Raw genomic sequence first — 26982 nt, 5'->3', positions numbered from 1 at the left:
GCTTTATAATACTTTTTGAAAATAATTAAATAATATACAATGGGATTTAATGAAGTAATTGGCATGTTGTTTGGAAACAAGGCCACCCGCGACATGAAGGAAATAAAGCCATGGGTTGATAAAGTCAAGGCAGTATATCCTGAAATAAGTAAGCTAAGTAATGATGAATTGCGTACAAAGACTCAGGAGTTGAGAAAATATATCTTTGACTCGGCTGCAGAAGAACGCAATAAGATTGAAGAGCTAAAAGCTACTATTGAGACTATAGAATTAGAAGAGAGAGAGACTGTTTTTGTTCAGATTGATAAACTAGATAAAGAGGTTCTTGATAAGTACGAAAAGGCTCTTGACGATGTACTTCCAGAGGCATTTGCTATAGTAAAAGATACAGCTCGTCGTTTTAATGAAAATGAAGAAATTATAGTAACAGCATCTGATTTCGACCGCAAGTTAGCAAGTCAAGGTAAGGATTTCCTTACCATCGATGGTGATAAAGCAATTTGGAGAAACCACTGGCTAGCAGGAGGTAATGAAATTACATGGAACATGGTTCATTATGATGTTCAGCTCTTTGGTGGTGTCGTTCTACATAAAGGAAAAATTGCTGAGATGGCAACAGGTGAGGGTAAGACTCTCGTTGCTACTTTGCCGGTATTCCTTAATGCCCTTACAGGAAATGGTGTACACGTGGTAACAGTAAATGATTACCTTTCAAAACGTGACTCTGAATGGATGGGCCCTCTCTATCAGTTCCATGGATTAAGTGTAGACTGTATAGATAAATATCAGCCAAACTCTGATGCAAGAAGAGAAGCATACAATGCTGATATCACTTTCGGTACAAATAATGAATTTGGTTTCGACTACCTGCGTGATAACATGGCGGTAAGTCCAAAAGATCTTGTTCAGCGTCCTCACAACTATGCTATTGTCGATGAGGTAGACTCTGTATTGATTGATGATGCTCGTACTCCTTTGATTATCTCAGGACCGGTGCCAAAGGGTGATGACCAACTCTTCGAAGAGTTCCGCCCATTGGTTGAACGTTTGTTTGAGGCTCAGAAGAAGTTAGCTACTCAGTATCTTGCAGATGCAAAACGTCTTATAGCTTCAGAAGATAAGAAAGAACAGGAAGAAGGATTCTTAGCTCTTTTCCGTAGCCACAAGGCACTTCCTAAAAATAAACCTCTTATTAAATACTTGAGTGAGCAGGGCATTAAGGCCGGTATGCTCAAGACAGAGGAGATTTATATGGAACAGAACAACAAGCGTATGCCTGAGGCTACTGATCCTCTATATTTCGTAATAGATGAAAAATTGAATAGTGTTGACCTTACCGATAAAGGTATTGACTTGATTACCGGTAATTCTGAAGATCCAACTCTATTTGTTTTGCCTGATATCACTTCTCAGCTCTCAGCTCTTGAAAATGAGAATTCTCTTTCTGAAGAACAGAAGATTGAGAAGAAAGATGAACTTCTTACAAATTATGCTATTAAATCTGAACGTGTTCATACAATCAATCAGCTTCTTAAGGCTTACGCAATGTTCGAGAAGGATGATGAGTATGTAGTTATAAACGGGCAGGTTAAAATCGTTGATGAGCAGACCGGACGTATTATGGAAGGTCGTCGTTATTCTGATGGATTGCACCAAGCTATTGAGGCAAAGGAGAGAGTAAAAGTTGAAGCTGCTACTCAGACTTTCGCTACAATCACTCTTCAGAACTATTTCCGTATGTACCATAAGTTATCAGGTATGACTGGTACAGCAGAGACAGAAGCTGGAGAATTCTGGGATATCTACAAACTTGATGTTGTTGTAATACCAACAAACCGTCCTATCTCACGTAATGATATGAACGACAGGGTTTACAAGACAAAGAGGGAGAAGTACAAAGCAGTAATAGAAGAGATAGAGAAGATGGTAAATGAGGGAAGACCAGTATTGGTTGGTACCACATCTGTTGAAATATCAGAAATGCTTAGCAAGATGCTTGCTATGCGTAAGATTGAACATAATGTCTTGAATGCTAAGTTGCACCAAAAAGAGGCCGACATCGTTGCTCAGGCTGGTCAAAAGAGTATTGTTACTATCGCAACAAATATGGCTGGTCGTGGTACCGATATTAAACTTAGCCCTGAGGTTAAGGCTGCAGGTGGTCTTGCAATTATTGGTACAGAGAGACATGAAAGCCGCCGTGTAGACCGTCAGTTACGTGGTCGTGCAGGACGTCAGGGTGACCCGGGTTCATCTGTATTCTTTGTATCTCTTGAAGATGATTTGATGCGTCTGTTCTCTTCTGAAAGAATTGCTTCAGTAATGGATAGATTAGGATTCCAAGAGGGAGAGATGATTGAACATAAAATGATTTCTAACTCTATTGAACGTGCTCAGAAGAAAGTTGAGGAGAATAACTTCGGTATTCGTAAACGCTTGCTGGAATATGATGATGTAATGAATAAACAACGTGTTGTGGTTTACACTAAACGCCGTCATGCTCTTATGGGTGAACGTATAGGTATGGATATCGTCAACATGATATGGGACCGCAGTGCTTACTCTGTTGAACTAGGCGATTACGAAAATGTGAAGATGGAAATGCTTCAGACTCTTGCTATAGAACCTCCATTTACAGAAGACGAGTTCCATGCAAAGAATCAGGAAGAACTATCTGAATTGGCATTTCAGGATGCTATGGCAAACTTCAAGAGAAAGACAGAGAGAATGGCACAGATCGCTACACCGGTTATTAAGCAAGTGTATGAAAATCAGGGTCATATGTATGAAAATATAATGATACCTATCACTGATGGTAAACATATGTATAATATCTCTGTAAACCTTAAGGCTGCTTATGAATCAGGAGGTAAGGAGATTGTTAAATCATTCGAGAAAGCAATATTACTTCATACAATTGATGACGCATGGAAAGAAAACTTGCGTGAACTTGATGAGTTGAAACATTCAGTACAGAATGCTAGCTACGAACAGAAAGATCCATTGTTGATTTTCAAACTTGAATCTGTTGGCTTATTCGACTCAATGGTAAGCAAAATTAATAACAATACTGTTGCTGTTCTTATGAGAGGACAGATACCGGTTCAAGAACCTGAACAAGTGCGTGAAGCAGCTCCTGAACAACGTCCAGCTAGAAATCAATATAGAGAAGAAAAGGAGGATCTGAATGATCTTGATCAAAGTGAGGCAGCTTCTCATGATACACGTGAGGTAAGACGTGAACCAATCCGTTCAGAAAAGACAGTAGGAAGAAATGACCCTTGCCCTTGTGGAAGTGGAAAGAAGTATAAGAATTGTCACGGCAGTAACTTATAATCTCTAATCTTATAACTTTAAAATAGCATCATTTATTAAATGATGCTATTTTTGTTTTAATATTATAAAGTCGTGGTATAGTTATTTATACAATTAATATATATTTGTATATACTAAAGCTAAAGACTATGTATAAAAATACAATTGTAATATTATTATTAATTGTTTTATTATCTAGTTGTATTTCTATAAGAGAAATATCACTAGACCAATTGCAACCTGCGGAAATATGCTTTCCTGAACAGATAAAGAGTGTTGCTGTTATCTCAACGATTCCACAAAATAATTTGGATACCATCAAATTAGACAAAAACTCTTCGCTTGTAGGTGATCAGAGTATTTCAAAAGAGATTATTGCTAAAAGAATTGCAGATGCAAACTATTTTGAACATGTCATAGTATACGATACTGTTGTATCAAATAGGTTTGATGAGCAGAATGTCAATACTCTATCTACAGAAGCTGTCAATGAAATGCTTAATGATTTTAATTCGGAGATGATCATATCTCTGGATAAAATGAATTTAACGATAGAAAAGTTAAAAACGTCTTCAGAATATCCTATGGATATATTGAGGTTCATAACAAAGCCGGAAATAAAATTTTACATACCTAAGAAGAATGGTCCTATATATACTATAGCAAAGAATGATACATTGTTCTTTAGCGTAATTGATTTAATTGATCATCAAGCCGCTTTTTCATATGCTTACGATAGTGCTATAAAAAAGACGGTAGAAATGATATTGCCTCACTGGAAGAGTATTGTTAGGTATTATTACGTAGGAGGTTCATATGAAATGAGAGATGCAGATGTTTCTGTAAAGGAAAATGATTGGGATAATGCATTTCATCTATGGAAGGTTGTATATGATAGTAAAAAAGGAAAATTGCGTAGCTATTCTGCATTCAATATAGCTCTATACAATGAGATCAAGGACAATGTACCTGAAGCCTTAAAATGGCTTGATTTAGCAGATGAAAATATAAAACAAGATTCTGATTTGGGTGTACTAATCAAAACATATAGAAATATTTTGTCAGAAAGAGATAATCAATTGTCTAAGTTAAAGCTTCAAATGAACAGGTTTGATTCAAATAATTAATTAATAAAAATTGTTTATTTGATTTTTTTTGTAATTTTGATGTATCCATCATTAAAAAATATTAATTAAGTATGAAACTTACCTCTCAATCTTATCAAAACATAAAGAATTCTTTTCAAGAAGCTCTTAATAATTATATAAATCTTGACAATTTTGCTATAACTGATATTCATATTCAGCCAAAGCAAGAGAGTGGAGAACTTATAATATATAATGATGATGATGATGAATTATCGCGAACTGTGATTGAGGAGTGGGTTGATTATAGTGCTGATGATTTTTATAGTAAAGTTGAAGTTATATTACATAATGAATTAGAAAACCTTGAATCAACAGGGTGTATTGATAAGTTGTGTATAATTAAGCCATTCTCTTTTGTAATGGTAGATGATGATAAGGAGACCATATGTGAGGTATTTCTTGTTGACGACGATACGTTATTGTTAAATGAAGAACTTTTGAAAGGCTTAGATGAAGAATTAGATGATTTCTTAAAGAACTTATTGGAAAAATAGTTTAGTTAATAGAGCTAGCTTATTCACTCTATGTATAATAAAAATATATTTTTATATTAGGTATCATATTTGTGTTGTCAGCACATATGACATCATATGCAAATAATCGTACAAAGACTATTGTCTTTAATTGTCAGAAAGAGTTGAATAGAGATTCAATTTCCAACAGATGTAATCAGTTGTTTAATACTCCCAATGAAATTGTATATCTCAAGAAAATGTATTCTTATGCATTGAAGAAAGATAGTGTAGCCATGCAAGGCTTTATCCTTTCTAATATGATTAAGAATTACTATAATAGAACAGAATGCGATAGTGTTAGATATTGGTTTAATATCTTGGAGAAGATAGCGCTTGAAAATAAACTATATCAAGTGTATTTTGATTCTTATAACCTGTTGTGTACAGTTGATGTATATGAGCAAAAATATGATGAAGCTATAGAAAATGCCAATAAACTTTATCTTCATGCTAAAGAGCTAAACAATACAGATGGCCTTATAGCATCTTATGAGAATTCCGGAATCATTTATATGGAGACTTTCAGATATGTTGAAGCAATAAAAGCCTTTAATGAAGGACTTGCTTTGTTGAAAAAAAGTAATAATAGAAGATATGGTTATGAATTTCAACTTACTACGTATATAATTGAAAGCGATCTTAAATTAAGAGATTATAATGGGGCTAAAGAGAGCGTGGAAGATGCAAAGAAAATTTTGCATGAATGGAAAAGCAAGAAAAAAAGTCTTCCTTATGATAGATGTGCTTGGTTAATTGATTGCTACTATATAGCAATGTACGTGGGTTTAAATCAGCCGAAAAATGCAGAAAAATATATTGAATCAGCTAAAAAGTATGTAGATAAAGTAAATGATTCTTATGTTTATTATTACTTTTATTACACTTGTGCATCATACTATCAGTTAATAAAGAATTATACTGAAGCGATTAATAATATTGATAAAGCTTCATCTATCTTTATTTATCAACCAGCATTACAACTTAAAGGGAAAATATTATTAGAATCTGGAAAGTACAAAGAAGCTGCATTTGCTTATGATTTTGCACTTAATGAACTGGACTCAATGTACTGTGAGAGTTTCTCTAAACAGATTAATCAGTTAAGGACAATTCATGAAGTTGATAAGCTAGAGATAAAAAATAAGGAGTTAGAGATTGAATCAAGGACTTTGAAATTAAAGATTGTTGTTTCGCTGGCAGTTATTCTTTTAGCAGTTTCAGTAGTAAGCTTTGTCTATATTATCAGAATTAGGAAAATAAGGAATAAACTTCGAATATCCGACAAAATGTTGAAAGAGGATAAGAGGAGATTATTGGATTCTGAAAAAGAACTTATTGCTGAGAAAGATAAAGTAGAGAAATCATTAAAGTATAAAGATATATTCTTGGCAAATATGAACCATGAAGTTAGGACGCCTTTAAATGCAATTGTAGGGTTCTCTTCTCTATTAACAGATTTGTATAAGGATGGGTCATCTCAAGAGTATGTCAATATTATTAAATATAATACTGATTTACTACTTAAACTTATAAATGATACTTTAGATGCATCTTCACTTCAAACAGGTTTACTATCTTTCGATTATGAACAAGTTGATATTAATTCAACGTGTTCTTCGCTAATTGAAGAGATGAAACACAATTTGAAAGATGGGGTAATATTACATTTTATTCCAGATGTTGAAGGTGAATTTTATCTTAGAACCGATGCCATCAGATTGTCTCAGCTTTTAAGTAACTTATTATTGAACTCAGTTAAGTTTACTGAGAAAGGAGATATCTATCTACGTTACAAGATTGATTATGTGTGTAATCAGGTCATATTCTCTGTAGAAGATACAGGAAAGGGTATACCAGAAGAGATGCAGAAGATTATTTTTGAGTCATTTCAGAAATTAGATGTTTTTGGACAAGGTCTTGGCTTAGGACTTACATTAGTAAAACTTATATCAATAAAACTAGGCGGAAGTGTCGCTGTTGACTCTTCATATAAGAATGGAACTAGAATTATTTTTATTCATCCTATAAACTAACTTCAATGAAAAACAAAAAACTTTTTAGTGCTGCTATCTGTGCTACATTTGCCTCGTTTTTTCTGTTTTCATGCTCATCACAGGATGAGACAATAAATGGAGAAAATGATGGAAAGGCTACAATAGAAAAGTTTCTATTGTCAAATAATGAGCAGTCTGTCAATTTTGACATTGATTACGATGTGACATCAGGTTATAATGTTACTTTCGATGTTTATTCAGAGAATCCTTATTCTGTAAATGCAGATGGAACTATTACAAAATCAGCTATCACTCCTATAATGTCAGGAATGACAGATGAAAAAGGAGATTACAAGTTATTGAGAAAAATTCCTGGTGGTGTAAAGGAGGTATATATTCTTTCTGATTGTGCTGGAGTTCCTGCTATTCTATATGGTACAATAGTTAATGGTACAGTAGAACTTAAACCATTTGAGTTTAATAATACAGGAAATGATGCATCAAGATCAGGTAATTTCTCATATTTGTCTTTGGGACGTTGGAATTCTTTAGGAAAACCTGATTATGTAGATAATAAAGTAGATTTTAAATTAACATCAAATGAGTATAAATCAATTTCCAAGGCTCTTCCTGAATGGAAAAAAGCTAATAAGATGTTCACATCTCAATCTTCTATTTTTGTTGAAGAGGATACAGAGATATGGTTGAGCATTTTAAGTGATAAATCTCTTTTCAATAACTCTATAGGCTATTATTGCTATAATAGCAATATTGATAAAGATAATGTTAAAGAGATTGTCGCTTTCCCTTCAACAAGAACTTATAGTCTTCTAAATGGATTAAAGAAAGGTGAGTATATTAAATTGAAGTATTGCGATCCTGCAACAGGTAGCATGTCTGATATTTTCCCTGCAGGTACTAATATTGGATTTATCTTGAGAACTTCTTCATTTAATAATGGAGTTATCTCTTCAGGTAATTCACAGTTCTACTCAAACTCTTTATGGAATAAAGAGACTGATAATAAGAGTCATTGCTCAATCTTTAGAACATCAAATGATAATGTTATTGTAGGGTTTGAAGATATGAACAATGAACGATTATTAGGTGATAATGATTGCAATGATATTATTGTTCATGTAAAGTCTGATGCTCCTGCTGCTATAGGCAACAATCTAGCTAGTATTGAATCAGACGATAGTGATATTGCTGTTCTAGAAACTAACAGAGCAGTGAGGAATCTATCGGATATTGTTGAGTCAGCTAAATATGATCCAGCTCTGAAAGATATGTTTGTCTATACCAAGTCAAATTTCAGAACAGTAAATGGTAATGTTATTAGAGTAAGCGATGAAATTTATGTTGGCTCTGGAGCTAATATAAAGAATCTACTATATTCTGATTTCGCAAATTTGGTTGACTATCTCAAGACTAATGTTTTTGTATCTGTTAGTGACTTCTTCTCAAGAGAAGAAAAAGAGCAATTACACCTTTGGCATACAACAGTAAAAGAGATGGGCTATTCTGCTGATGAAGCTTCAAGGTCATTCATTACATATAGTGGTGACAAATCTCCTGCTGAATTAGTGAAAGAGCTGATATACAAACATAGAGATGGCCTTGCTAACGGTTCTTATCTGAAACTTAATATGTATGTTGAGTTTGACCCTGCTGATTATTCTGAGTTTGTATCAACAATTCAGATACCTCCTTATACTCCATTTATAGTAAATAAATAAGTATAATATAAACAATAAAAAAGGATACCAAATTGGTATCCTTTTTATTATCATTAAATTGAAATAATATTATTTATTCAAAGAAGCAATGCTCTCTTTTAATGTTGAAATCTTACTTTCAGCGTCAGCTTGTTTCTTTCTCTCCATCTCAATAACTTTGTCAGGAGCATTATTTACAAACTTTTCATTACTTAACTTCTTCATAACGCTAATCAAGAAACCTTCCTGATATTTCAGCTCAGTCTCAAGTTTCTTTATTTCATCCTCTACATTAATTAGGTCACCCAATGGAATGAAATATTCAGTGGTATTTACCATGAATGATGATGCACCTTCAGGTTTCTGTTCAATAACACTTATAGACGATATATTACAAAGTTTCTTGATTACTTCTGAATATTTCAAGACCTCAGCATCAGCAGCTATAACCTGCAACTCAAGAGAGTCTTTCTGAGCAATATTCTTTTGAAGTCTTATAGTACGTATTCCACTTACTACCTCTTTAATCTTGTTGAATGAAGCAATGAATTTAATAGATTCGTCAGACTCCTTCTCTGTATACTTTTCAACCTGAGCAGTCATAATACTTTCATCCTCTTTTCTGTCAAGGATATGTTGCCAAAGTTCCTCTGTGATAAAAGGCATGAACGGATGCAATTGTCTAAGTAACACATCGAAGAAATGAAGAGTACTTTCATAAGTTTTCTTATCAATAGGTTCTCCATATGCAGGCTTAATCATTTCCAGATACCAACTTGAGAACTCATCCCAGAATAGTTTGTAAACAACCATAAGAGCTTCGCTAAGACGATATTTTAAGAATAGGTCTTCTATTTCTGCAGTTGCAGCAATTAATTGTTTTTCGAACCATTCTGTTGCAAGAGCAGCATATTCAGGTTGTTCAATATCAGCAACATTCCATCCTTTAACCAGGCGGAAAGCATTCCATATCTTGTTGTTGAAGTTACGTCCTTGTTCACATAGAGAATCATCGAAGAGGATATCATTACCTGCAGGAGCTGCTAACATCATACCCATTCTAACTCCGTCGGCTCCATACTTATCAATAAGTTCTAATGGATCTGGAGAGTTACCAAGAGATTTAGACATTTTACGTCCAAGTTTGTCGCGTACAATGCCTGTAAAGTATACATTTTTGAATGGCATCTCGCTTCATATTCGTAACCAGCCATGATCATACGTGCTACCCAGAAGAATATTATATCCGGACCTGTTACAAGATCACTAGTAGGGTAGTAATATTTTATCTCTTCATTATTAGGATTGTTTATACCATCGAACAGAGAGATAGGCCATAGCCATGATGAGAACCAGGTATCAAGACAATCTTCATCTTGTCGCAAGTCATCTATAGTAAGAGATGAATTACCGGTCTTATCCTTAGCCAATTGTAGAGCCTCCTCAGCATTCTCTGCAACAACATATCCACCCTCTGGAAGGAAATATGCAGGGATTCTATGTCCCCACCATAACTGACGGCTAATACACCAGTCTTTTATGTTCTCCATCCAATGATTGTATGTATTCTTATATTTTGAAGGATAGAATTTTATGTCATCATTCATTACAGCTTCCAAAGCAGGTTTTGCAAGATGTTCCATCTTTAGGAACCACTGCATAGACAATTTAGGCTCTATTGCAACATTTGTTCTCTCAGAGAAACCTACCTTGTTTGTATAAGCTTCAACTTTTTCAAGTAGTCCTGCTTTATCAAGATCTTTCTCAATCTGCTCACGGACATCGAATCTGTCCATTCCGACATAAAGTCCTGCAGCCTCGCTTATTGTTCCATTATCATTAAAGATGTCAATGGTCTTAAGGTTGTATTTCTCACCCAGCATATAGTCGTTTACATCATGAGCCGGAGTAACTTTAAGACATCCAGTACCAAACTCAATGTCTACATAGTCATCTTCTATAACAGGAATAACTCTTCCTACCAATGGAACGATAACATTCTTACCTTTCAACCATTTGTTCTTAGGGTCATTAGGATTGATGCACATAGCTGTATCACCCATGATTGTCTCTGGACGGGTAGTAGCCACTACAGCGTAACGTCCTTCTTTGTCTCCTTCAACTTTATATTTAAGATAGAAAAGTTTGCTATTCTCTTCTTTGTAGATTACCTCTTCGTCGCTAAGAGCTGTAAGAGCCTTTGGATCCCAGTTTACCATACGTACGCCACGGTATATAAGTCCTTTGTTGAATAGGTCAACAAAGACTTTTATAACGCTCTCAGAACGTTCTTCATCCATAGTAAATGCTGTGCGATCCCAATCACAAGAAGCACCTAGTCTACGTAACTGCTTAAGGATAATACCTCCATGTTCATCAGTCCAGTCCCATGCATGTTTAAGAAATTCATCGCGTGTAAGATCTGTCTTCTTTATCCCTTGCTGAGCAAGTCTGTTTACTACCTTTGCTTCAGTAGCTATAGAAGCGTGGTCAGTACCTGGTACCCAGCAAGCATTTTTCCCTTGCATTCTTGCACGACGTACAAGAATATCCTGAATAGTATTGTTAAGCATGTGCCCCATGTGCAGAACACCTGTAACATTTGGAGGAGGGATAACTATGGTATATGGTTCACGACCATCAGGTTTTGAACTGAATAGTTTATTATCCAGCCAGTACTGATACCATTTTCCCTCAACATCTGTGGGATTATACTTACTTGCTAATTCCATTATATTATATCATTTATTAATTTATTATCACATAATTAGGTGCAAAATTAATAAAAGTAGCGGGAAAATAGTCTATTTTGCAATCAGTAATATAGAAAAAAGTTATAAACCTATACAAATTAACTAACAACTATTTTAGTTCAAACCATGTAGGACGTGTATCTGCTTCAACAAAAGATTTTACTTTGTCACCAGCTCCCATTTTATGGGTAAAAACATAGTTACAATGTGCCTTTCCACCTGAAGGCTTAGTGAAATCGATTTCATAATTATATCGATATTCAGTTTCTATTATTTCTCTTCCTTTTTCTCTGGATACAGTGAAATTTACTCTAAGGTCAGCTTCAGTCTTATTTTTCTTCTTGTAATTGTAATTTGGAGTGCCTTTGATTTTAAAACCATTCTCTTCATTTGTACCATATACTTTGCATCGTTTATCCTTTTCAAAATAGACTTCAATACCCTCATCAGATGTGAAGGTCATTCCAACTATAGATTTTGGTGATTCTATAACTCTTTCCGGTGTTCCTGAGTCTATATTGTATACAGTAGGTTTGTCTTGAGAATCTTCTCTGATTAAGAAATAATATGCAGCATATAAGATGGCTGAAATGGTACAAATTTTAATTAGTCTAATAATGATTTCTATGTTTTTTTTGTTGATTAATCTGATTAATATTTTGTTTAGTCTGTGTTAAAATATATGACTAAAGATGTGTCTGAAAATGTTTTATTATATAATGAAGCTTTGGGTATAGCTATCAGTTAAATGCGATATGAAATATTATATTCATAATAATATTAATTGTATAGCAAAGATGTTTCTTACTTGTGTCTTGATTCAGTATATTTAAATTTATATTTTTAATATTTGTAACAAATGTAGTGTTTCTTATAATAATATTATATTTTTTGTTTAAAAAAAAATACTGTAATGCATACAAGAGAAGAAAAGATAGAAGCCTTCGGACGCTTTCTTGATATATTGGATGAACTCAGAGTGAAATGCCCATGGGATAAAAAACAAACTAACCAGTCACTAAGGCCAAATACCATTGAGGAGACATATGAACTTTGTGATGCTATAATGAAAGATGATAAGAAGAATATCTGTAAAGAGTTAGGGGATGTTCTTTTACATGTTTGCTTTTATGCTAAGATTGGTAGTGAAACAGGAGATTTTGATATAAAAGATGTTTGTGACCAGTTATGCGACAAACTTATTTATCGTCATCCTCATGTCTTTGGTGAAGTTAAAGCCGATAGTGCAGAGACTGTGATTAAAAATTGGGAACTTCTTAAAATGAATGAAAAAGATGGAAATAAACGAGTTTTAAGTGGAGTTCCGGATTCTTTGCCTTCATTAATCAAAGCATATAGAATTCAAGATAAGGCAAGAAGTGTTGGATTTGACTGGGAAGATAGAAGCCAGGTCTGGAATAAGGTAAAAGAGGAGATAGGTGAGTTTGAAGCCGAAATATATAAAATGGATAAGGATAAGGCTGAGGCTGAGTTCGGAGATGTTCTATTTAGTCTTATAAATGCTGCCCGTTTATATAAAATTAATCCAGATAATGCATTAGAAAGAACAAATCTGAAATTTATTAAGCGTTTCAACTATCTGGAAGATCAAACAATTAAAAAGGGTAGGAGCCTTACTGATATGTCTCTTTCTGAGATGGATGAGATATGGAATGAGGCAAAGGCGAATGAATAAAAAACCAATTTGATTATTCAATACAAAAAGCAACATCATAATTGATGTTGCTTTTTGTATCTGAATTAGTCTCTCTTCATCGGGGGGCGATGCATTATCTTGAGCATATCCTTATGAAATTTCATCTCTGCTATCTGCAAATTCAGAAGTTTCTTAGCAGATATTATTTTTTTAAATTTATGAATGTATTCTAAATCAAGCTTGTCTGAAGCTATTTTTGCTTCAGCAAAATTTTGTATCATGTCTGAACACTCTTTTTCAGATAAGTTCTGATTTCTCATATTTCTGGCTCTTCCCCATACTTTATTGTTGATATCAGCCTTTTTATCCTGTAGCTCGTAATATAACGGGAAGAATTTGCTTGCTTCATCTTCAGTTATACCACTCTTTTCCATAAAATATCTTTGCTGTCTCTCTCTGAAATCTTCTTTAGAGAGATTATTACCCTGCCATTGTGCATTTGCAGTGCATAGGGTAATGATTGCCATGAAAAAGATTGTAAATAGTTTTTGCATAATTTTTTATTCTTGCTTATTTGAAATATTATTATCTGCTCCAGTTATGTATGTATACAACGAATAATCATCGGTCATTGTATTATCAATCATAATCTCTAACTCAGCATCCGAAAATTCGTCAGTACTTTTTTCTGTCAATGTTGAATTTTCGTTCTCTGGCTTTTCCAATATAACTTTTACACTTAACATCAACCCGCAAAACATTGCAGTCATATAAATCCATGGCTTGATTCGTTGCCATGTAGTGATCTTTGGTTCAGGTCCAATTTCTTTCGGTGGAAGCTTATCCATGAGATTATTAGTGAAATTCTCAAAATAGCCTTCAGGAACCTTAAATTGGTTTTTCTTACCAAATTTCTCAATTAATTTATCTTCTTCTTTCATAACTTTAAGTTCCTTTCTTTTCTTTAGACAACAATTTTCATAAAAGGTTTAAAGAGAATCTTTTAAAAGGTTCTCGATTTTTTTTACTGCATGGTGATAAGATGCTTTCAAAGCCCCTACAGTAGTCCCCAATATCTCAGACATCTCATCGTATTTCATCTCTTGAAAATATTTCAGATTGAAGATAATCTTCTGTTTTTCCGGAAGAGAGTTTATAGCTTTTTGAAACTCAAGCTGTGACTCATCTGCGTCAAAGTATGTGTCACTCTCTAGCTTATTAATCAAAGTTGTTTCAGCATCATCTATAGATATTGCTTCTGTTGCTCTCTGTTTATTTAAAAAAGCAATACTCTCATTAAAAGCTATTCTGTATAGCCATGTTGAGATTTTTGCATCGCCTCTGAAATATTCTAAGTTCATCCATGCCTTTATGAATGTATTTTGAAGTACGTCATCTGCATCTTCATGCGAGAAGACAAGTCTTCTTATTTGCCAATATAATTGTTCTTTATATTCGTTTACAATACATTCAAAGGCTTCTTTCTGTCGATCGGGCTCTTGCAACAATTGTGCTATTTCTTTTTCTTTGTTTTTCCCCATTAGGTCGATATCTGGATTTTAAGTTTAGATATTAAAAAGAATCATTGGTTTAATTTATAAATTAATTTTTAAGTTTTCTTTTGCTAAGATAGTCTCTTCAAATATTGTCTTTGCCTCATCTAACAGAAGCTCTTCCTGTTCATATCTTGCAGAGAAATGGCCTATAATCAATCTTTTTACATTAGCATCATTTGCAATAGATGCTGCCTGTTTAGTTGTTGTATGGAAAGTCTCTTCTGCACGCTTCTTATCACTTTCTGCAAATGTTGCTTCATGAAAAAGAAGATTGCATCCTCTTATCTGATCAATAATAGATGGATTGTATTTTGTATCCGAGCAATATGCATATTTTCTAGTTGGTTCTGGATCAGAGGTAAGAACGTCATTTGGTATTGTCTCACCATCTTCTGTTATGAAGTCATAGCCGTTCTTTATACAATTAATATATGCTATTGGTATACTATACCTATCAATCATTTCTCTCTTTATATGTCTTAATGCAGGCTTCTCCTGGAAGAGGAAACCACATGTAGGAATCCTATGTTTAAGTGGAATTGTTGATACAGACAGAGATCTGTCTTCATATATCACATCAGAAGAGTTCGTGTTTATATCATGAAACTCTACTTCGTATGTCATTCCTTTGCAGAAATAGTCCAGTTGAGGCTGAAGTATCATTTTAAGGTCTTTATGAGCGTATATATGCAGTGTTGCTGTACGACCAAGAAGACTGAAAGTGGATATCAGCCAATAAGGCCGAAACAGTGGTCTCCATGTAGATGAGAAATAAATATATGATTCAGACGACTAAACTTTATTTTAGATTTTCTGAACTGAAGTTGGGATCCTTCACCGCAATCTATCATAAACAACTTGTCTCGGAAGTTGATGACCTGACTCGATGGAAAATGTCTTGTAGTTGGAAGAGCTGATCCGCATCCTAATATATTTATCTCGAATTTTTCCATAATTATTACAAATATAATGAAAACCGGATTCAAATAATATTAGCTTTTGTTTTTTAAAGGATCCAGCGTGTTTTTATTAAGCAAATATATAAACAATTTCGTAATCCAGAATCTCAAATGATCTTACTTAATATATTATAAATGATATGTTACTATGAATAATGAATTATTTAGTGATTAAATCTTTATCCAAAGCTTTAGGATTAATATCCTAAAGCTTTGGATAAATAAATTGTGCCATTATTTATTTATACCAACCAACGATTCAAAGTATTATTAATGAATAGTAATGTTATATCTTTTGATAAGGAATCATTATTTAAACTATTAACAAAAAAAGACCTGCTAAATGCTTAAACATTTAGCAGGTCAATACTGTTCCGTAATAATACAGCGAGCTATATATTAATATCTTCTGCTATTATATCCGTTGTTGTTTCTGTTGAAGCCACCACCATTAGAGCTTCTTTCTTCCCTTTGGCGAGCAACGCTTACATTGATTACTTTCCCTTCGAATTCAGTCTCATTAAGGCTGTTGATAGCTTCTTGTCCTTCGTTATCATTAACCATTTCAACGAAACCGAAGCCACGTGATCTACCAGTCTCTCTGTCTGTAATGATATTTGCAGAAGTAACTTCTCCAAACTGAGAAAATAAATTTTGTAAGCTGTCATTCTGTGTATTCCAGCTTAAATGTGAAACATAAATGTTCATTTGTTCTAAATATTATTTGTTAATTATTGATATACGTACAGCATTTATTCCGCGCGCATTTTTTTCTAATTCATATGAAACTTTATCACCCTCTTTGATATTTTCAGGAGCTGATGATATGTGAAAGAAATATTTATTTCTATTGTCACTACTTTTAATAAAGCCAAATCCCTTAGAGCTATTATAGAAGTCTACTATTCCATTCTCTGGCTCCACTTCCTCTGCTACAAGTTTTGGTACTGATATCTCAATTTGAGAAGCATCAATCTTTGCTGAAGGACGGTCTGGTGGTGTTGAAGATAGTTGTCCGTTTTCATCTACATAAGCAATCATATCTTCAAAAGAATCTGACCCTTTGCTTTGGCGCTCATCTTTTTTTTTCTGTTTTTCAAGACGTTTCTGTTGCTTTAATTTTTCTCTTTCTCTTTTTCCTGTTGTTATTGCCATTTATATATTTCTCCTTTGAATAGATGAACATAAAATATGAGCATCATTCATTTTGTTAACGATTTCATCCTTATCTTGTGAAAAATAATGTATTTAAACTGACTTATCGAAAAAAATCTGTCTGTTGATTATATATCAATTGCCGGTATTGGGATTGATGTTCTGTATATTATAATCTACCATTATGTTTCCAACAAGAATACATCATTTATTAGGAATAGATGTATTAAACAAGTGAATTAGTATGATTTCTTTTCATGGATGATTATTCCGAATAGGGCGGGAGTGGAATAGACTGACATAAAGGATAGTCAAAATAACTCTAATGTTCTGCGCAAATATAGGTATAAAATAATTCTTATCCTAATTATCAGTGAATTAAAAAAAAAGGATGCATAATATTATGCATCCTTTTGAGTTTTGGTATATGTAAATTGATTATTTACCGTTTTCCATCTGTTCTTTCAAAGCAGCAAGTGCATCAATATCACCAAGAGTTGTAGAAGCTGCCTGGTTCTGGATATTTGCTGAATCTTCTTTCTTAGTAGTTTTCTTTGAAGAAGCTTTCTTCTCAGCCTTCTTTTCTGCCTTTACAGCATCTTCGAATATACGGCTGTGAGAAAGGATGATTCTCTTAGCGTCTTTGTTGAACTCGATTACCTTGAAGTCAAGTTTCTCATCCAAATGAGCCTGTGAACCATCTTCTTTTACAAGATGTTTAGGAGTAGCGAAACCTTCAACGCCATAAGGAAGAGCGATAACTGCACCCTTATCAAGCATTTCGATGATAGTTCCTTCGTGTATTGAACCTACTGTGAATACAGTTTCGAATACATCCCAAGGATTTTCTTCAAGTTGCTTGTGGCCAAGGCTCAAACGACGGTTCTCTTTGTCTATCTCAAGAACAATTACTGGAATGTCACCACCAATCTGAGTGAACTCTGATGGGTGTTTAACTTTCTTAGTCCAAGAAAGGTCAGAGATGTGGATTAATCCGTCAACACCTTCTTCAATCTCTACAAATACACCGAAGTTTGTGAAGTTACGAACTTTTGCAGTGTGCTTAGAACCGATTGGGTATTTCTCTTCGATAGTTTCCCATGGATCCTGACGAAGTTGTTTGATACCAAGAGACATCTTACGTTCGTCACGGTCAAGTGTAAGGATTACAGCTTCTACTTCGTCACCAACTTTCATGAAGTCCTGAGCAACGCGTAAGTGCTGTGACCAAGACATTTCAGATACGTGGATAAGACCTTCTACACCAGTAGCGATTTCAATGAATGCTCCGTAGTCAGCCATAACAACAACTTTACCCTTAACAGTGTCACCAACTTTCAAGTTTGGATCAAGAGCATCCCATGGATGTGGAGTAAGCTGTTTCAAACCAAGTGCGATACGTTTCTTGTCATCATCGAAGTCAAGGATAACAACGTTAAGTTTTTGGTCAAGTTCAACAACCTCTTTAGGATCGCTAACACGTCCCCAAGAAAGATCTGTGATATGTACCAAACCATCTACGCCACCAAGGTCGATGAATACACCGTAAGATGTGATATTTTTAACAGTACCTTCAAGTACCTGTCCTTTTTCAAGTTTACCGATAATGTCTTTCTTCTGTTGTTCAAGCTCAGCTTCGATAAGAGCCTTGTGAGAAACAACGACATTTTTGAATTCTTGGTTGATCTTAACAACCTTGAATTCCATAGTTTTTCCTACGAATACGTCGTAGTCACGGATAGGCTTAACATCAATTTGTGAACCTGGAAGGAATGCCTCGATGCCGAATACGTCAACGATCATACCGCCCTTAGTACGACACTTAATGAAACCTTTGATAATTTCTTCTGATTCAAGAGCTGCGTTAACTCTATCCCAAGAACGGGTAGCACGAGCTTTCTTGTGTGAAAGGATCAATTGTCCTTTTTTGTCTTCCTGATTCTCGATGTATACCTCAACTGTATCACCGATAGCAAGTTCTGGATTGTAACGGAATTCGCTCAATGGAATGATACCGTCTGACTTGTAACCAATGTTTACAACAACTTCACGTTTGTTCATTGAGATTACAGTACCGTCAACGACTTCACGGTCGTTTACCTTGTTAAGAGTACCATCATAAGCTTTTTCAAGTTCTTCCTGGCTAACACTTGTTACAGCTTCACCATTTTCATAAGCATCCCAGTTGAAATCATCAATAGGGGCAATGTTCTTTAAATTTTCCATTAATAAATTGTTAATACTAAATTAATTATGTTAGACATTATATTGATTGTATCAATTTCGGGCGCAAAGATACAATAAATAACTGAATCATAAATAGTTTTATGAAAATTATTATAAAAAAGTGCAATATAAGCAGGAGAAAAATATATTTATTCCTCCAATGAGTAATCTATTGTGGTTACGACTCTTACTCTCTTTATATAAGGGGTGTTTGCATCTCTATCTTCAATGCTGAACTGTCCCTGATATGCTGATTTTATTTTACCAAGTTCACTTTCAGAATCCTTGGCAAATTTCTCTGCTGCACTGCGGGCATTTTTTGTAGCTTCTTCTATCATTCCGGGTTTTATGGAGTTAAGGCCTGTAAACTCGTAAACTACATTATATCTATAGTCTCCACCGGTAATTGCTATCCCTTGTTTCAAAAGTTCACTTTGCTCACTGATAAGTTTCCTGACAAGTGATACCTTTTTTGATGTGACTGTTATTACAGATGTAATATTATATCTGTATGGGGCAGGATTGCTGTTATATCTTTCTGCCTGCATATCTATAATTTCAGGTGCATTGATAGTTATCTCTTCATTGGTAATGCCTTTAGAATTCAGAAATCCTACAATAGTCTTATTCTTTGAATTTATATTATCGTAGAGTGTGATAAGGTTGTCTCCCAAATCTTTATACATGAGCGGCCATATCACCTTATTGGCTTCAACTTCCATCTCTGCTAATCCTTTAACGTTCACAACTCTGTCGTTACCGGATACATTATTAAGCCCTGACTTAATAAAAAGGCCTAATAGTACAAAACCTACAGCCAATATAACGGCTTCAAATTTCAAATTCTTCATATTCAAACAGTTTTAAATAAGTTTTACATTAAGAACAAAAATCAATAAGTCCCTCCATAGGCGACTTTATAAAAGAGCCTGTTTTAATTGATTCAATCTCTGCGGCCTCTTTTACCTCATCTTTAAAGTGGTAGCCAATTGAACCTACAAAATTTACATCATATTCAGAGTAATTATATTTTTTAATGTTTCTGTTGAAGAACTCTCTGAAACTATTAACCAACAGATTGTGTATCTCTTCATTGTCTCTGTTCTTATTTAGAAAGGGGCATAAAGATGCCAGGAATCTGTTAGGAAATGGTTCTCTGTACACCTTATCCATTATTACAGAGACAGATAGTCCATACTCATCGAGGAACTTATCGAATATATCTTTTGAAAGTATTGATTTCATTCCATCTGCGACGAATTTTTTTCCCAACACAGCACCGCTGCCTTCGTCTCCAAGTATAAACCCTAATGGTGGTATATTTTTTACTATACTGTTACCATCATATTCACATGAATTGGATCCTGTACCAAGTATAGCGGCTATACCTGCTTTTAATCCGCATGCTGCTTTAGCTGCTCCAAGCAGGTCGCTATCAACTTCTATTGTTTTGCATGATGGAACTAATGTTGAAAATATATCATAAATAATAGAAGATTTCTCCTTTGTACAACCAGCACCATAGAAATATATCTTTTCAGGTGAGGGGCACATATTCAATACCTCTTCTATTGTATGACTTATCTCTTCTTTGTTTTGGTAGAACGGATTTATACCTTTTGTATTTACGATTCTATAATCTTCTTTGCTGCTTTTAAAGCACCAATCTATTTTTGTTGAACCACTATCGGCTATCAGTATCATTATTTTAGGATTATATTTATTTACAAATTTATAAAAAAAGCAAATGTTATGTTTAAAAAACGAAATTGTTTATCTTTGTGGTAACTAATTTAATACTAATGCAGATGAAAATCAAATCACTTCTTTCGGTACTGTTACTTTTTTCAGCATCATCACTGTTTGCTTGGAATAATGACATAATAGTATCTACCCCTAATACATCTCTGCTGCTTAATGCACCAAAAGGTGGAGAGTTGAAAATCGTTTATTTTGGTGAAAAGATCGATAATTCTGAGATTTCTCAGATTTACGATAGTGGAATAGCCAGTCATCGTGCAGCATATCCTGTATTTGGCATAGATTGCCAAACGGAACCTGCTCTTTCTGTAACACATCCTGATGGAAATATGTCGCTTGATCTGGAAATTAGCGATGTCACTACTGCTAAAGAGACAAATGCTACTATTACTACTGTAACCATGAAGGATAAAGTTTATCCATTTATTGTTAAGATAAACTACAAAGCATACAATAATACAGATATTATTGAGACATGGAGTGAAATAACCAATAATGAGAAAAAGCCGGTTCTGCTGAGGAAATTTGCATCTGGATATCTTCCTATAAGAAAAGGAGATGTCTGGCTTTCTCATCTTTATGGCTCTTGGGCAGACGAAGGCAGGCTGGTGCAGGAAGAATTGACTCCAGGAATGAAGGTCATAAAGAATAAGGATGGCGTAAGAAATTCAACAACTGACCATGGTGAGATTATGTTTTCATTGGATGGAAAACCTCAGGAAAATAGCGGAAGAGTTATAGGTGCGGCCCTTTGTTGGAGCGGAAACTATAAACTCAGTATTGATACCGACAATAACAGAGAGCATCAATTCATGGCTGGTATAAACGAGGAAAATTCGGAATACAAGCTTACATCAAAAGAGACTTTTGTAACTCCTGAACTTGCTCTTACATTCAGTAATGAAGGTTTAAGCGGAGTTAGCCGTAACTTCCACAGATGGGCAAGGGTAGAAAACAAACTTCACAATGGAAAGAAGTTACGTGATATTCTGCTGAACAGCTGGGAAGGTGTATACTTCGATATCAATGAGAAGGGCATGGACCAGATGATGGGTGATATATCATCTATGGGTGGTGAATTATTCGTTATGGATGATGGATGGTTTGGAGTAAAGTATCCAAGAAAAGATGACAGAAGTTCATTGGGCGACTGGAGTGTGGATAAAAACAAACTTCCTAACGGAGTCCCGGGACTTGTTGAAGCTGCAAAAAAGCATGGCATAAAATTCGGTATATGGATTGAGCCTGAAATGACAAATACTGTAAGTGAACTTTATGAGAAACATCCTGACTGGGTAATTCATCAGAGTAACCGTCCACTGCGTACGGGTAGAGGAGGAAGCCAGCTAGTTCTTGATGTGTCAAATCCAAAAGTACAGGATTTTATTTTCAGTATTGTAGATAACCTGATGAAAGAGAATCCTGATCTATATTATATAAAATGGGATGCTAATATGAGTGTAGCAAACTGGGGTTCCTCATATCTTACTGCCGACAAACAGTCACATCTTATGATAGATTATCATAGAGGATTGAGAAAAGTTCTTGAGAGAATACGTGCTAAATATCCTGATCTTGTAATTCAGGCATGTGCCAGCGGAGGCGGTAGAGCTACATATGGAGTCCTTCCATATTTCGATGAGTTTTGGGTTAGTGATGATACTGATGCACTTCAGAGAATATACATGCAGTGGGGTACTTCATATTTCTTCCCATCTAATGCAATGGCAAGTCATGTAAGCGCTGCGCCAAACCATCAGACAGGAAGGATTATTCCTATAAAATTCCGTTTTGATGTTGCTATGACAGCACGTCTTGGAATGGAGATACAGCCTAAGAATATGACAGATAAGGAGAAAGAGTTCTCTAAAAAAGCTATTGAAGGATATAAGCAGATTCGTCCTATCGTACAGCAAGGCGAACTTTATCGTCTGATTTCACCATATGATAAGAAGGGTGTATCATCACTTATGTATACTACTGAAGACAAGAGTCAGGCGGTGTTCTTTGCTTATAAACTAGAACACTTCTGTAATCAGTCTATTCCAAGATTTACAATGAAAGGACTAAATCCAGATAAGACATACATGATTACTGAGATGAATGTTGACGGTAAACCGGTCTTTTTAGATGGAAAGAAGATTAAAGGTTCTATACTTATGAATCAGGGAGTTGAGCTTCCTCTAAACAGCGAATACTCAAGTAGAGTACTTAAGCTTACAGCACTTTAATAAGATATTATAATATTGAAAGAGTCCGAAATTTATCATAAATTTCGGACTCTTTTTATTTAAAAGTTAAGCAAATAATTCTCTTAAAAATCAATCAATTTTATAATCAATATAGTGATTTTATTTCTGCTCCTTTATAATAGTGTAACAGTATATGATCATATGTATAGCCTTTCTCACCCATTACTGCAGCGCCAATCTGGCAAAGGCCTACTCCATGACCCCATCCGGCACCTGTAAGTATGAAGCTGCTTGGTATGCCATTCTGTGCCTCCCCTTTGTCAACAACAAAAGCAGAGCTGAACAGATGAGTCTTTGATAGAGTACGTCGTATCTCAAGCTCTTTTCCTATGATAAGAGTCTTCTTAGTTCCTACAATCTTGAGTTTGCAGATTCTGCCTGATTTACCTCTTTCAATAGGTATCAGGTCAATGATATCTCCGTAATCGGCTTTTGTATTATCGCGTATCAGTTCTGAGATTTCCTCCTGTGAATATTCCATCTTCCAACGATAGAAGTCGGTAGTTTCTTGATCGTAGTTATTCAGTATCTGTGATATAATCCTTTTGTTGTGTGTGTTACAGAATGCAGCTGGTGAATTTCTTATCCATTTCTCTGCCTCCTGCTCATTTGTAAGATCAGGCATTGTTTCTCCGCTCTCATGGTTAATATCTCGGATAGCGGCTAGGTATGGATATTTCTTATCCTCCCAGCAGTATTCGAATTCTTCGCTTATTCCTCCGCAACATTTAGAGAATCGTGCATCACATATTCCATCTCCCTGCATTAGCAACTGGCCTCTGGTCTGTTCAACAGCTTTTACTACCGATTCATTAGATGCCTTAGTTATTCCCTGGTATCTCTGGCAGTGGTCATCTGCACAGACATCAAAGATGGTATGGTCTTCTCTGTCGTACCATCTGATATATTCAGTATCTGTCTTAGTAATTGAGAAGAATCCGCTGTCTTTCTTCTCCAAAGCTTTCCTTTTCTTTATCTGAGCAAAAAGCCAGCTTCTGGATATTACTGCATGAGCTTTCAGAAACTCTATAGAAGATGTAGCGTTCATCTCAGAGGAGATGACACTTATAAGGTAATCTTCTGCCGGCAATATGTTGATAGCTGTTATCTTACCTTCATCGACAACAAGTTTCAATGTACCCATGAAACTTTGTGTCTCCTGTCTTTCCCAATGAAAATTAATTCCTATAGTAACATCATATAAAGAAAAAAATGATTTCCCTTCTTGAGGAGTAAAAGTCAGTTCTTTATATAGAGTATTGTTCCAAAGAATGCCTCCTTCACTGAATGACACTACTTGGTTGCCGCAAACAGTCTCACCTTTAGCAGAAAATTGTCCATTTAAAGAAAAATGTATTTTCTGGGCGTTAACTATTCCTATACTAATATCTGGCTCTTTCATTTTGTAATGCTATTTTGGTTATAACTATTTAAGTTCATCGATAATTATTTTTAGTGTTTTGTTGTCTATTCCAACTTCATTAATAATATTCTTAATCTCTTCTGAGTCTATTTTATCAAAATCCTCTTTTCTTGGAGTAATAATTAGTCCTGCCATATCAAGAGCTCCCGGACTTATCAGCATATTTTTCTCTCCACTGGCGAAGTAACAATTTGGTCTGTGCTTGCTTCTTGGTATTAAAAGAGAAAAATATCTCTTTGTGTTGTCTTTTGTTATTGTACTACTCCATGTAAATATGTTGAACATGTCTCTGCCCAAATTCTTATTTACAACCTTCTGGAAAGTCACAAATGTGCTTGCCATTAGGTCAATGGAGTTGCCTACAGATAAAAATAGAGGAGTAATATATGATTCACAAAGAAATAGTGACGAGAACTCTTCTCTCTCTTCGCCTCTATATATATTCTTTACTCTTTTTAAATTGTCTCTTTGTGAATAACCCTGGATATTTCTGCATAAGTCGATATCTTTCAGAGGTGCACCTTGGAAATGGAAATGATCAGGTGCAGAAGCTCCACATTGAGGACCATTGTAGAAGATTACATATTGAGGTATTATCTCACTCATTGCTAGCATATCACGATACTCGTTTTCCTGAATATATTGGTCTGAATGTGATTTTGCCGGTATAGTGATATGCCCTTGTGATATAGGATATGGATTGATACATATATTGTAGGGTCTATTACCGTTTATATAGTAATGCATCTGCTCTTCAGGTTGATTCTTTTCACAAAGAAAGCAAGCTCTTTTACTTATGCTATCTTTGTCAAGCTTTGCTCCAGAGGAGATAATCCTTTTGGGGTTATGTTCAACAGATATGTTGAATCCGTTAAGAGTGAACTCTTTCACATCAATCATTGATAATGCTTCATGGTTCTCCTTAGCAAGTGGCCATTGTTGCATTTGTCTCTTAATGAAACTGTCAATATCAAATTTGTCAGGATTATCATTATTTTTTATAGAGTGATGCTTTTTATTCAATTCAATTCTTGAAGATAATTCAAGTGAACGAATGCCATCTTTGTATCTGTTGTTGATGTTTATCTGTTCTACCGATAGCGCGGAGTCGGAGTTCCCTTCCCATCTTCTGCATTGGTATAGTATTTCATAGATTCGTCCTATTCTATACTCTCTGGAAATTCTCAATCCCAAAGCATAATCTTCACCATAACTCACATTTGGAACACCGATATTACGAAGAAGTGATGTTAGAAAGGCTCTTGGAGCGCCGAGACCATTTATTCTAAGCGCGTTATTTCTTCCGTTATCTTCACTCCACTCTTTGTGATCAATTATACCTGGAGGAATAGTATTCAGCTTGAAATCTGTCATATTGTATGTACCAATAACCATGGCACATTTCTCTTGATAAAAGCAGTCAACTATTTTTTGTAGAGTGTTTTCAGAACTATATAAGTCGTCACTGTCAAGTTGTACAGCAAATCGTCCACATCTCTTGTCGTTTACAGCAAGATCCCAGCAACCACCTATTCCAAGGTCGTTTCTTTCAGGAATGATATGGATTACTTTATCATTTTTGAAACAGTCAATTATCTCTGTAGTATTATCCGTTGAGTGGTTATCAACTATGATAATATTATATCTGAATTCTGTATTCTGATTTATAGCCGACTCAATAGCATCTTTTATAGTCCTCTCTCTATTTCTTACAGGAATTATAACCGAGGCTTTTACCGGGAATTCACCATCTATAAAATCAACCTCTTGGTAGAATGGATAGAGTTTTGCGTCAATGTCATTCAGATAATCTGTAAAGACTCTCTCCATATCTATCTGTACTTCACGGTTTCGTGGATTTACATAGTCAAATTGTTTTTCACCTGATGCGCGGTTGTCCAATTCATGCTCTGTATACAGATATTCATTTATATGGATGATTTTGGAAACTCTTGATGCATATAGCCTCAAATAGTAGAGAGAAGAGTATGGATAATCGTAATTATCGTCCATCTTTTCAACACATTCAGCAATCAGACTGCTCTTAACCATTATAAGAGAGCCGAAATCGAAATCGTCTCTTACACTTCCAATCTGATAATCAATAACAGGATGTTTTTTAGTCTGAGATTCTTTTATTTCGAAATAATCGGAATATACAAATCCGGCATTTCTCTCTTGTAAGTAATCAGTCATTCTCTTTATCCCTTTATACCCAATGCTTATTGGAACGTTTCGGGTTTGGATTAGAGAGTATGGAGTATTTGATAATTGGGCTATTTTTCTAAGAGTTTCTCCTGAGAATGGATTATTGCATCTGATAATCTCACAACCTTTCAATGAGTCGCAATCAATAATATCGTGTGACGACAGTATGAATACTTTATTGACGCTTACTTCATTAAGTAGCTCATTTGCAATGCCAATAGTTGTCTTATCGCTGTATAAAATGAAACAATTTACTATGCCTTCCATTTATATATTTTTTTAGAAAAACAAAGGTAAATAAAAAAAAAGTCATATGGGAAACAAATAAACTCAATATTGAGT

Annotated in this window: 18 protein-coding genes and 4 pseudogenes; 7 read left to right on the top strand and 15 right to left on the bottom strand. The window is 34.8% G+C overall.

Features of this window, described 5'->3' with window-relative positions:
- Positions 1 to 39 precede the first annotated feature (39 nt).
- The 5 genes from secA (at position 40) to JCM15092_RS08105 (ending at position 8711) form a co-directional block, all read left to right on the top strand.
- Positions 40 to 3336, top strand: coding sequence for a preprotein translocase subunit SecA (secA, locus tag JCM15092_RS08125; protein ID WP_024994232.1), 3297 nt, complete (start codon positions 40 to 42; stop codon positions 3334 to 3336).
- A gap of 128 nt (positions 3337 to 3464) precedes the next feature.
- Complete coding sequence (locus tag JCM15092_RS08120) at positions 3465 to 4442, top strand: DUF6340 family protein (RefSeq protein ID WP_024994231.1); 978 nt, start codon at positions 3465 to 3467, stop codon at positions 4440 to 4442.
- A 71-nt stretch (positions 4443 to 4513) separates the two neighbouring features.
- Positions 4514 to 4957: a hypothetical protein gene (locus JCM15092_RS08115; protein WP_024994230.1), complete on the top strand. Its 444-nt coding sequence runs from the start codon at positions 4514 to 4516 to the stop codon at positions 4955 to 4957.
- Positions 4958 to 5190: 233 nt separating this feature from the next.
- Positions 5191 to 7011 (top strand): ATP-binding protein, encoded by a 1821-nt coding sequence (locus JCM15092_RS08110; RefSeq protein WP_204367512.1) that lies wholly within the window; start codon positions 5191 to 5193, stop codon positions 7009 to 7011.
- A gap of 5 nt (positions 7012 to 7016) precedes the next feature.
- Positions 7017 to 8711, top strand: a complete 1695-nt coding sequence (locus JCM15092_RS08105) for a DUF4114 domain-containing protein (protein WP_024994228.1) — start codon at positions 7017 to 7019, stop codon at positions 8709 to 8711.
- A gap of 69 nt (positions 8712 to 8780) precedes the next feature.
- Here JCM15092_RS08105 and JCM15092_RS18015 read toward each other — a convergent pair.
- The 4 genes and pseudogenes from JCM15092_RS18015 to JCM15092_RS08095 form a co-directional block, all read right to left on the bottom strand.
- A pseudogene (locus tag JCM15092_RS18015) lies at positions 8781 to 9560 on the bottom strand (class I tRNA ligase family protein); the annotation flags it as partial.
- 207 nt (positions 9561 to 9767) lie between these two features.
- Positions 9768 to 9821: pseudogene (locus JCM15092_RS18010) on the bottom strand (hypothetical protein); the annotation flags it as partial.
- A 116-nt stretch (positions 9822 to 9937) separates the two neighbouring features.
- A pseudogene (locus tag JCM15092_RS18005) lies at positions 9938 to 11422 on the bottom strand (valine--tRNA ligase); the annotation flags it as partial.
- A gap of 130 nt (positions 11423 to 11552) precedes the next feature.
- Entirely contained in the window at positions 11553 to 11906 is a 354-nt protein-coding gene (locus JCM15092_RS08095) for a hypothetical protein (protein WP_024994227.1), read from the bottom strand.
- A gap of 450 nt (positions 11907 to 12356) precedes the next feature.
- Between JCM15092_RS08095 and mazG the strand changes: the two genes are divergently transcribed.
- Positions 12357 to 13139: a nucleoside triphosphate pyrophosphohydrolase gene (gene mazG, locus JCM15092_RS08090; RefSeq protein WP_024994226.1), complete on the top strand. Its 783-nt coding sequence runs from the start codon at positions 12357 to 12359 to the stop codon at positions 13137 to 13139.
- A 65-nt stretch (positions 13140 to 13204) separates the two neighbouring features.
- Here the strand turns inward: mazG and JCM15092_RS08085 are convergent, their stop codons facing one another.
- From JCM15092_RS08085 to JCM15092_RS08045, 9 genes and pseudogenes are all read right to left on the bottom strand, one after another.
- Entirely contained in the window at positions 13205 to 13654 is a 450-nt protein-coding gene (locus JCM15092_RS08085; RefSeq protein WP_034541766.1) for a hypothetical protein, read from the bottom strand.
- 6 nt (positions 13655 to 13660) lie between these two features.
- Positions 13661 to 14041 carry a hypothetical protein gene (locus JCM15092_RS08080; protein WP_024994224.1) on the bottom strand — a complete coding sequence of 127 codons (381 nt, stop codon included), beginning with the start codon at positions 14039 to 14041 and terminating at the stop codon, positions 13661 to 13663.
- A gap of 48 nt (positions 14042 to 14089) precedes the next feature.
- Entirely contained in the window at positions 14090 to 14641 is a 552-nt protein-coding gene (locus tag JCM15092_RS08075; RefSeq protein ID WP_024994223.1) for an RNA polymerase sigma factor, read from the bottom strand.
- Positions 14642 to 14695: 54 nt separating this feature from the next.
- Positions 14696 to 15609 (bottom strand): annotated as a pseudogene (locus JCM15092_RS15435) (ribonuclease Z).
- Between the two features lie 405 nt (positions 15610 to 16014).
- Positions 16015 to 16323, bottom strand: coding sequence for an RNA-binding regulator (rbp, locus tag JCM15092_RS08065; protein WP_024994222.1), 309 nt, complete (start codon positions 16321 to 16323; stop codon positions 16015 to 16017).
- A 12-nt stretch (positions 16324 to 16335) separates the two neighbouring features.
- Positions 16336 to 16770, bottom strand: a complete 435-nt coding sequence (locus JCM15092_RS08060; protein ID WP_024994221.1) for a cold-shock protein — start codon at positions 16768 to 16770, stop codon at positions 16336 to 16338.
- Between the two features lie 438 nt (positions 16771 to 17208).
- Positions 17209 to 18996, bottom strand: coding sequence for a 30S ribosomal protein S1 (gene rpsA, locus JCM15092_RS08055; RefSeq protein WP_024994220.1), 1788 nt, complete (start codon positions 18994 to 18996; stop codon positions 17209 to 17211).
- A 149-nt stretch (positions 18997 to 19145) separates the two neighbouring features.
- A complete protein-coding gene (locus JCM15092_RS08050) occupies positions 19146 to 19847 on the bottom strand; it encodes an SIMPL domain-containing protein (protein WP_024994219.1) in 702 nt (233 codons plus the stop codon).
- A 28-nt stretch (positions 19848 to 19875) separates the two neighbouring features.
- The gene (locus JCM15092_RS08045; RefSeq protein WP_024994218.1) at positions 19876 to 20700 is read right to left on the bottom strand and encodes an ATPase; all 825 of its coding nucleotides are present in this window, start codon (positions 20698 to 20700) and stop codon (positions 19876 to 19878) included.
- Positions 20701 to 20804: 104 nt separating this feature from the next.
- Between JCM15092_RS08045 and JCM15092_RS08040 the strand changes: the two genes are divergently transcribed.
- Positions 20805 to 22988 carry an alpha-galactosidase gene (locus tag JCM15092_RS08040; protein WP_024994217.1) on the top strand — a complete coding sequence of 728 codons (2184 nt, stop codon included), beginning with the start codon at positions 20805 to 20807 and terminating at the stop codon, positions 22986 to 22988.
- A 106-nt stretch (positions 22989 to 23094) separates the two neighbouring features.
- On the opposite strand, the gene JCM15092_RS08035 is transcribed toward JCM15092_RS08040, so the two are convergent.
- Entirely contained in the window at positions 23095 to 24411 is a 1317-nt protein-coding gene (locus tag JCM15092_RS08035) for a SpoIID/LytB domain-containing protein (protein WP_024994216.1), read from the bottom strand.
- Positions 24412 to 24435: 24 nt separating this feature from the next.
- Positions 24436 to 26907, bottom strand: a complete 2472-nt coding sequence (locus tag JCM15092_RS08030; protein ID WP_024994215.1) for a DUF4922 domain-containing protein — start codon at positions 26905 to 26907, stop codon at positions 24436 to 24438.
- Positions 26908 to 26982 lie beyond the last annotated feature (75 nt).

It is taken from the genome of Phocaeicola paurosaccharolyticus JCM 15092 (assembly GCF_000613805.1).
GTDB classification, from domain to species: domain Bacteria; phylum Bacteroidota; class Bacteroidia; order Bacteroidales; family Bacteroidaceae; genus Phocaeicola; species Phocaeicola paurosaccharolyticus.
Note: the sequence above shows the minus strand (reverse complement) of the source record. Positions and strands in the feature narration are given on the sequence as shown.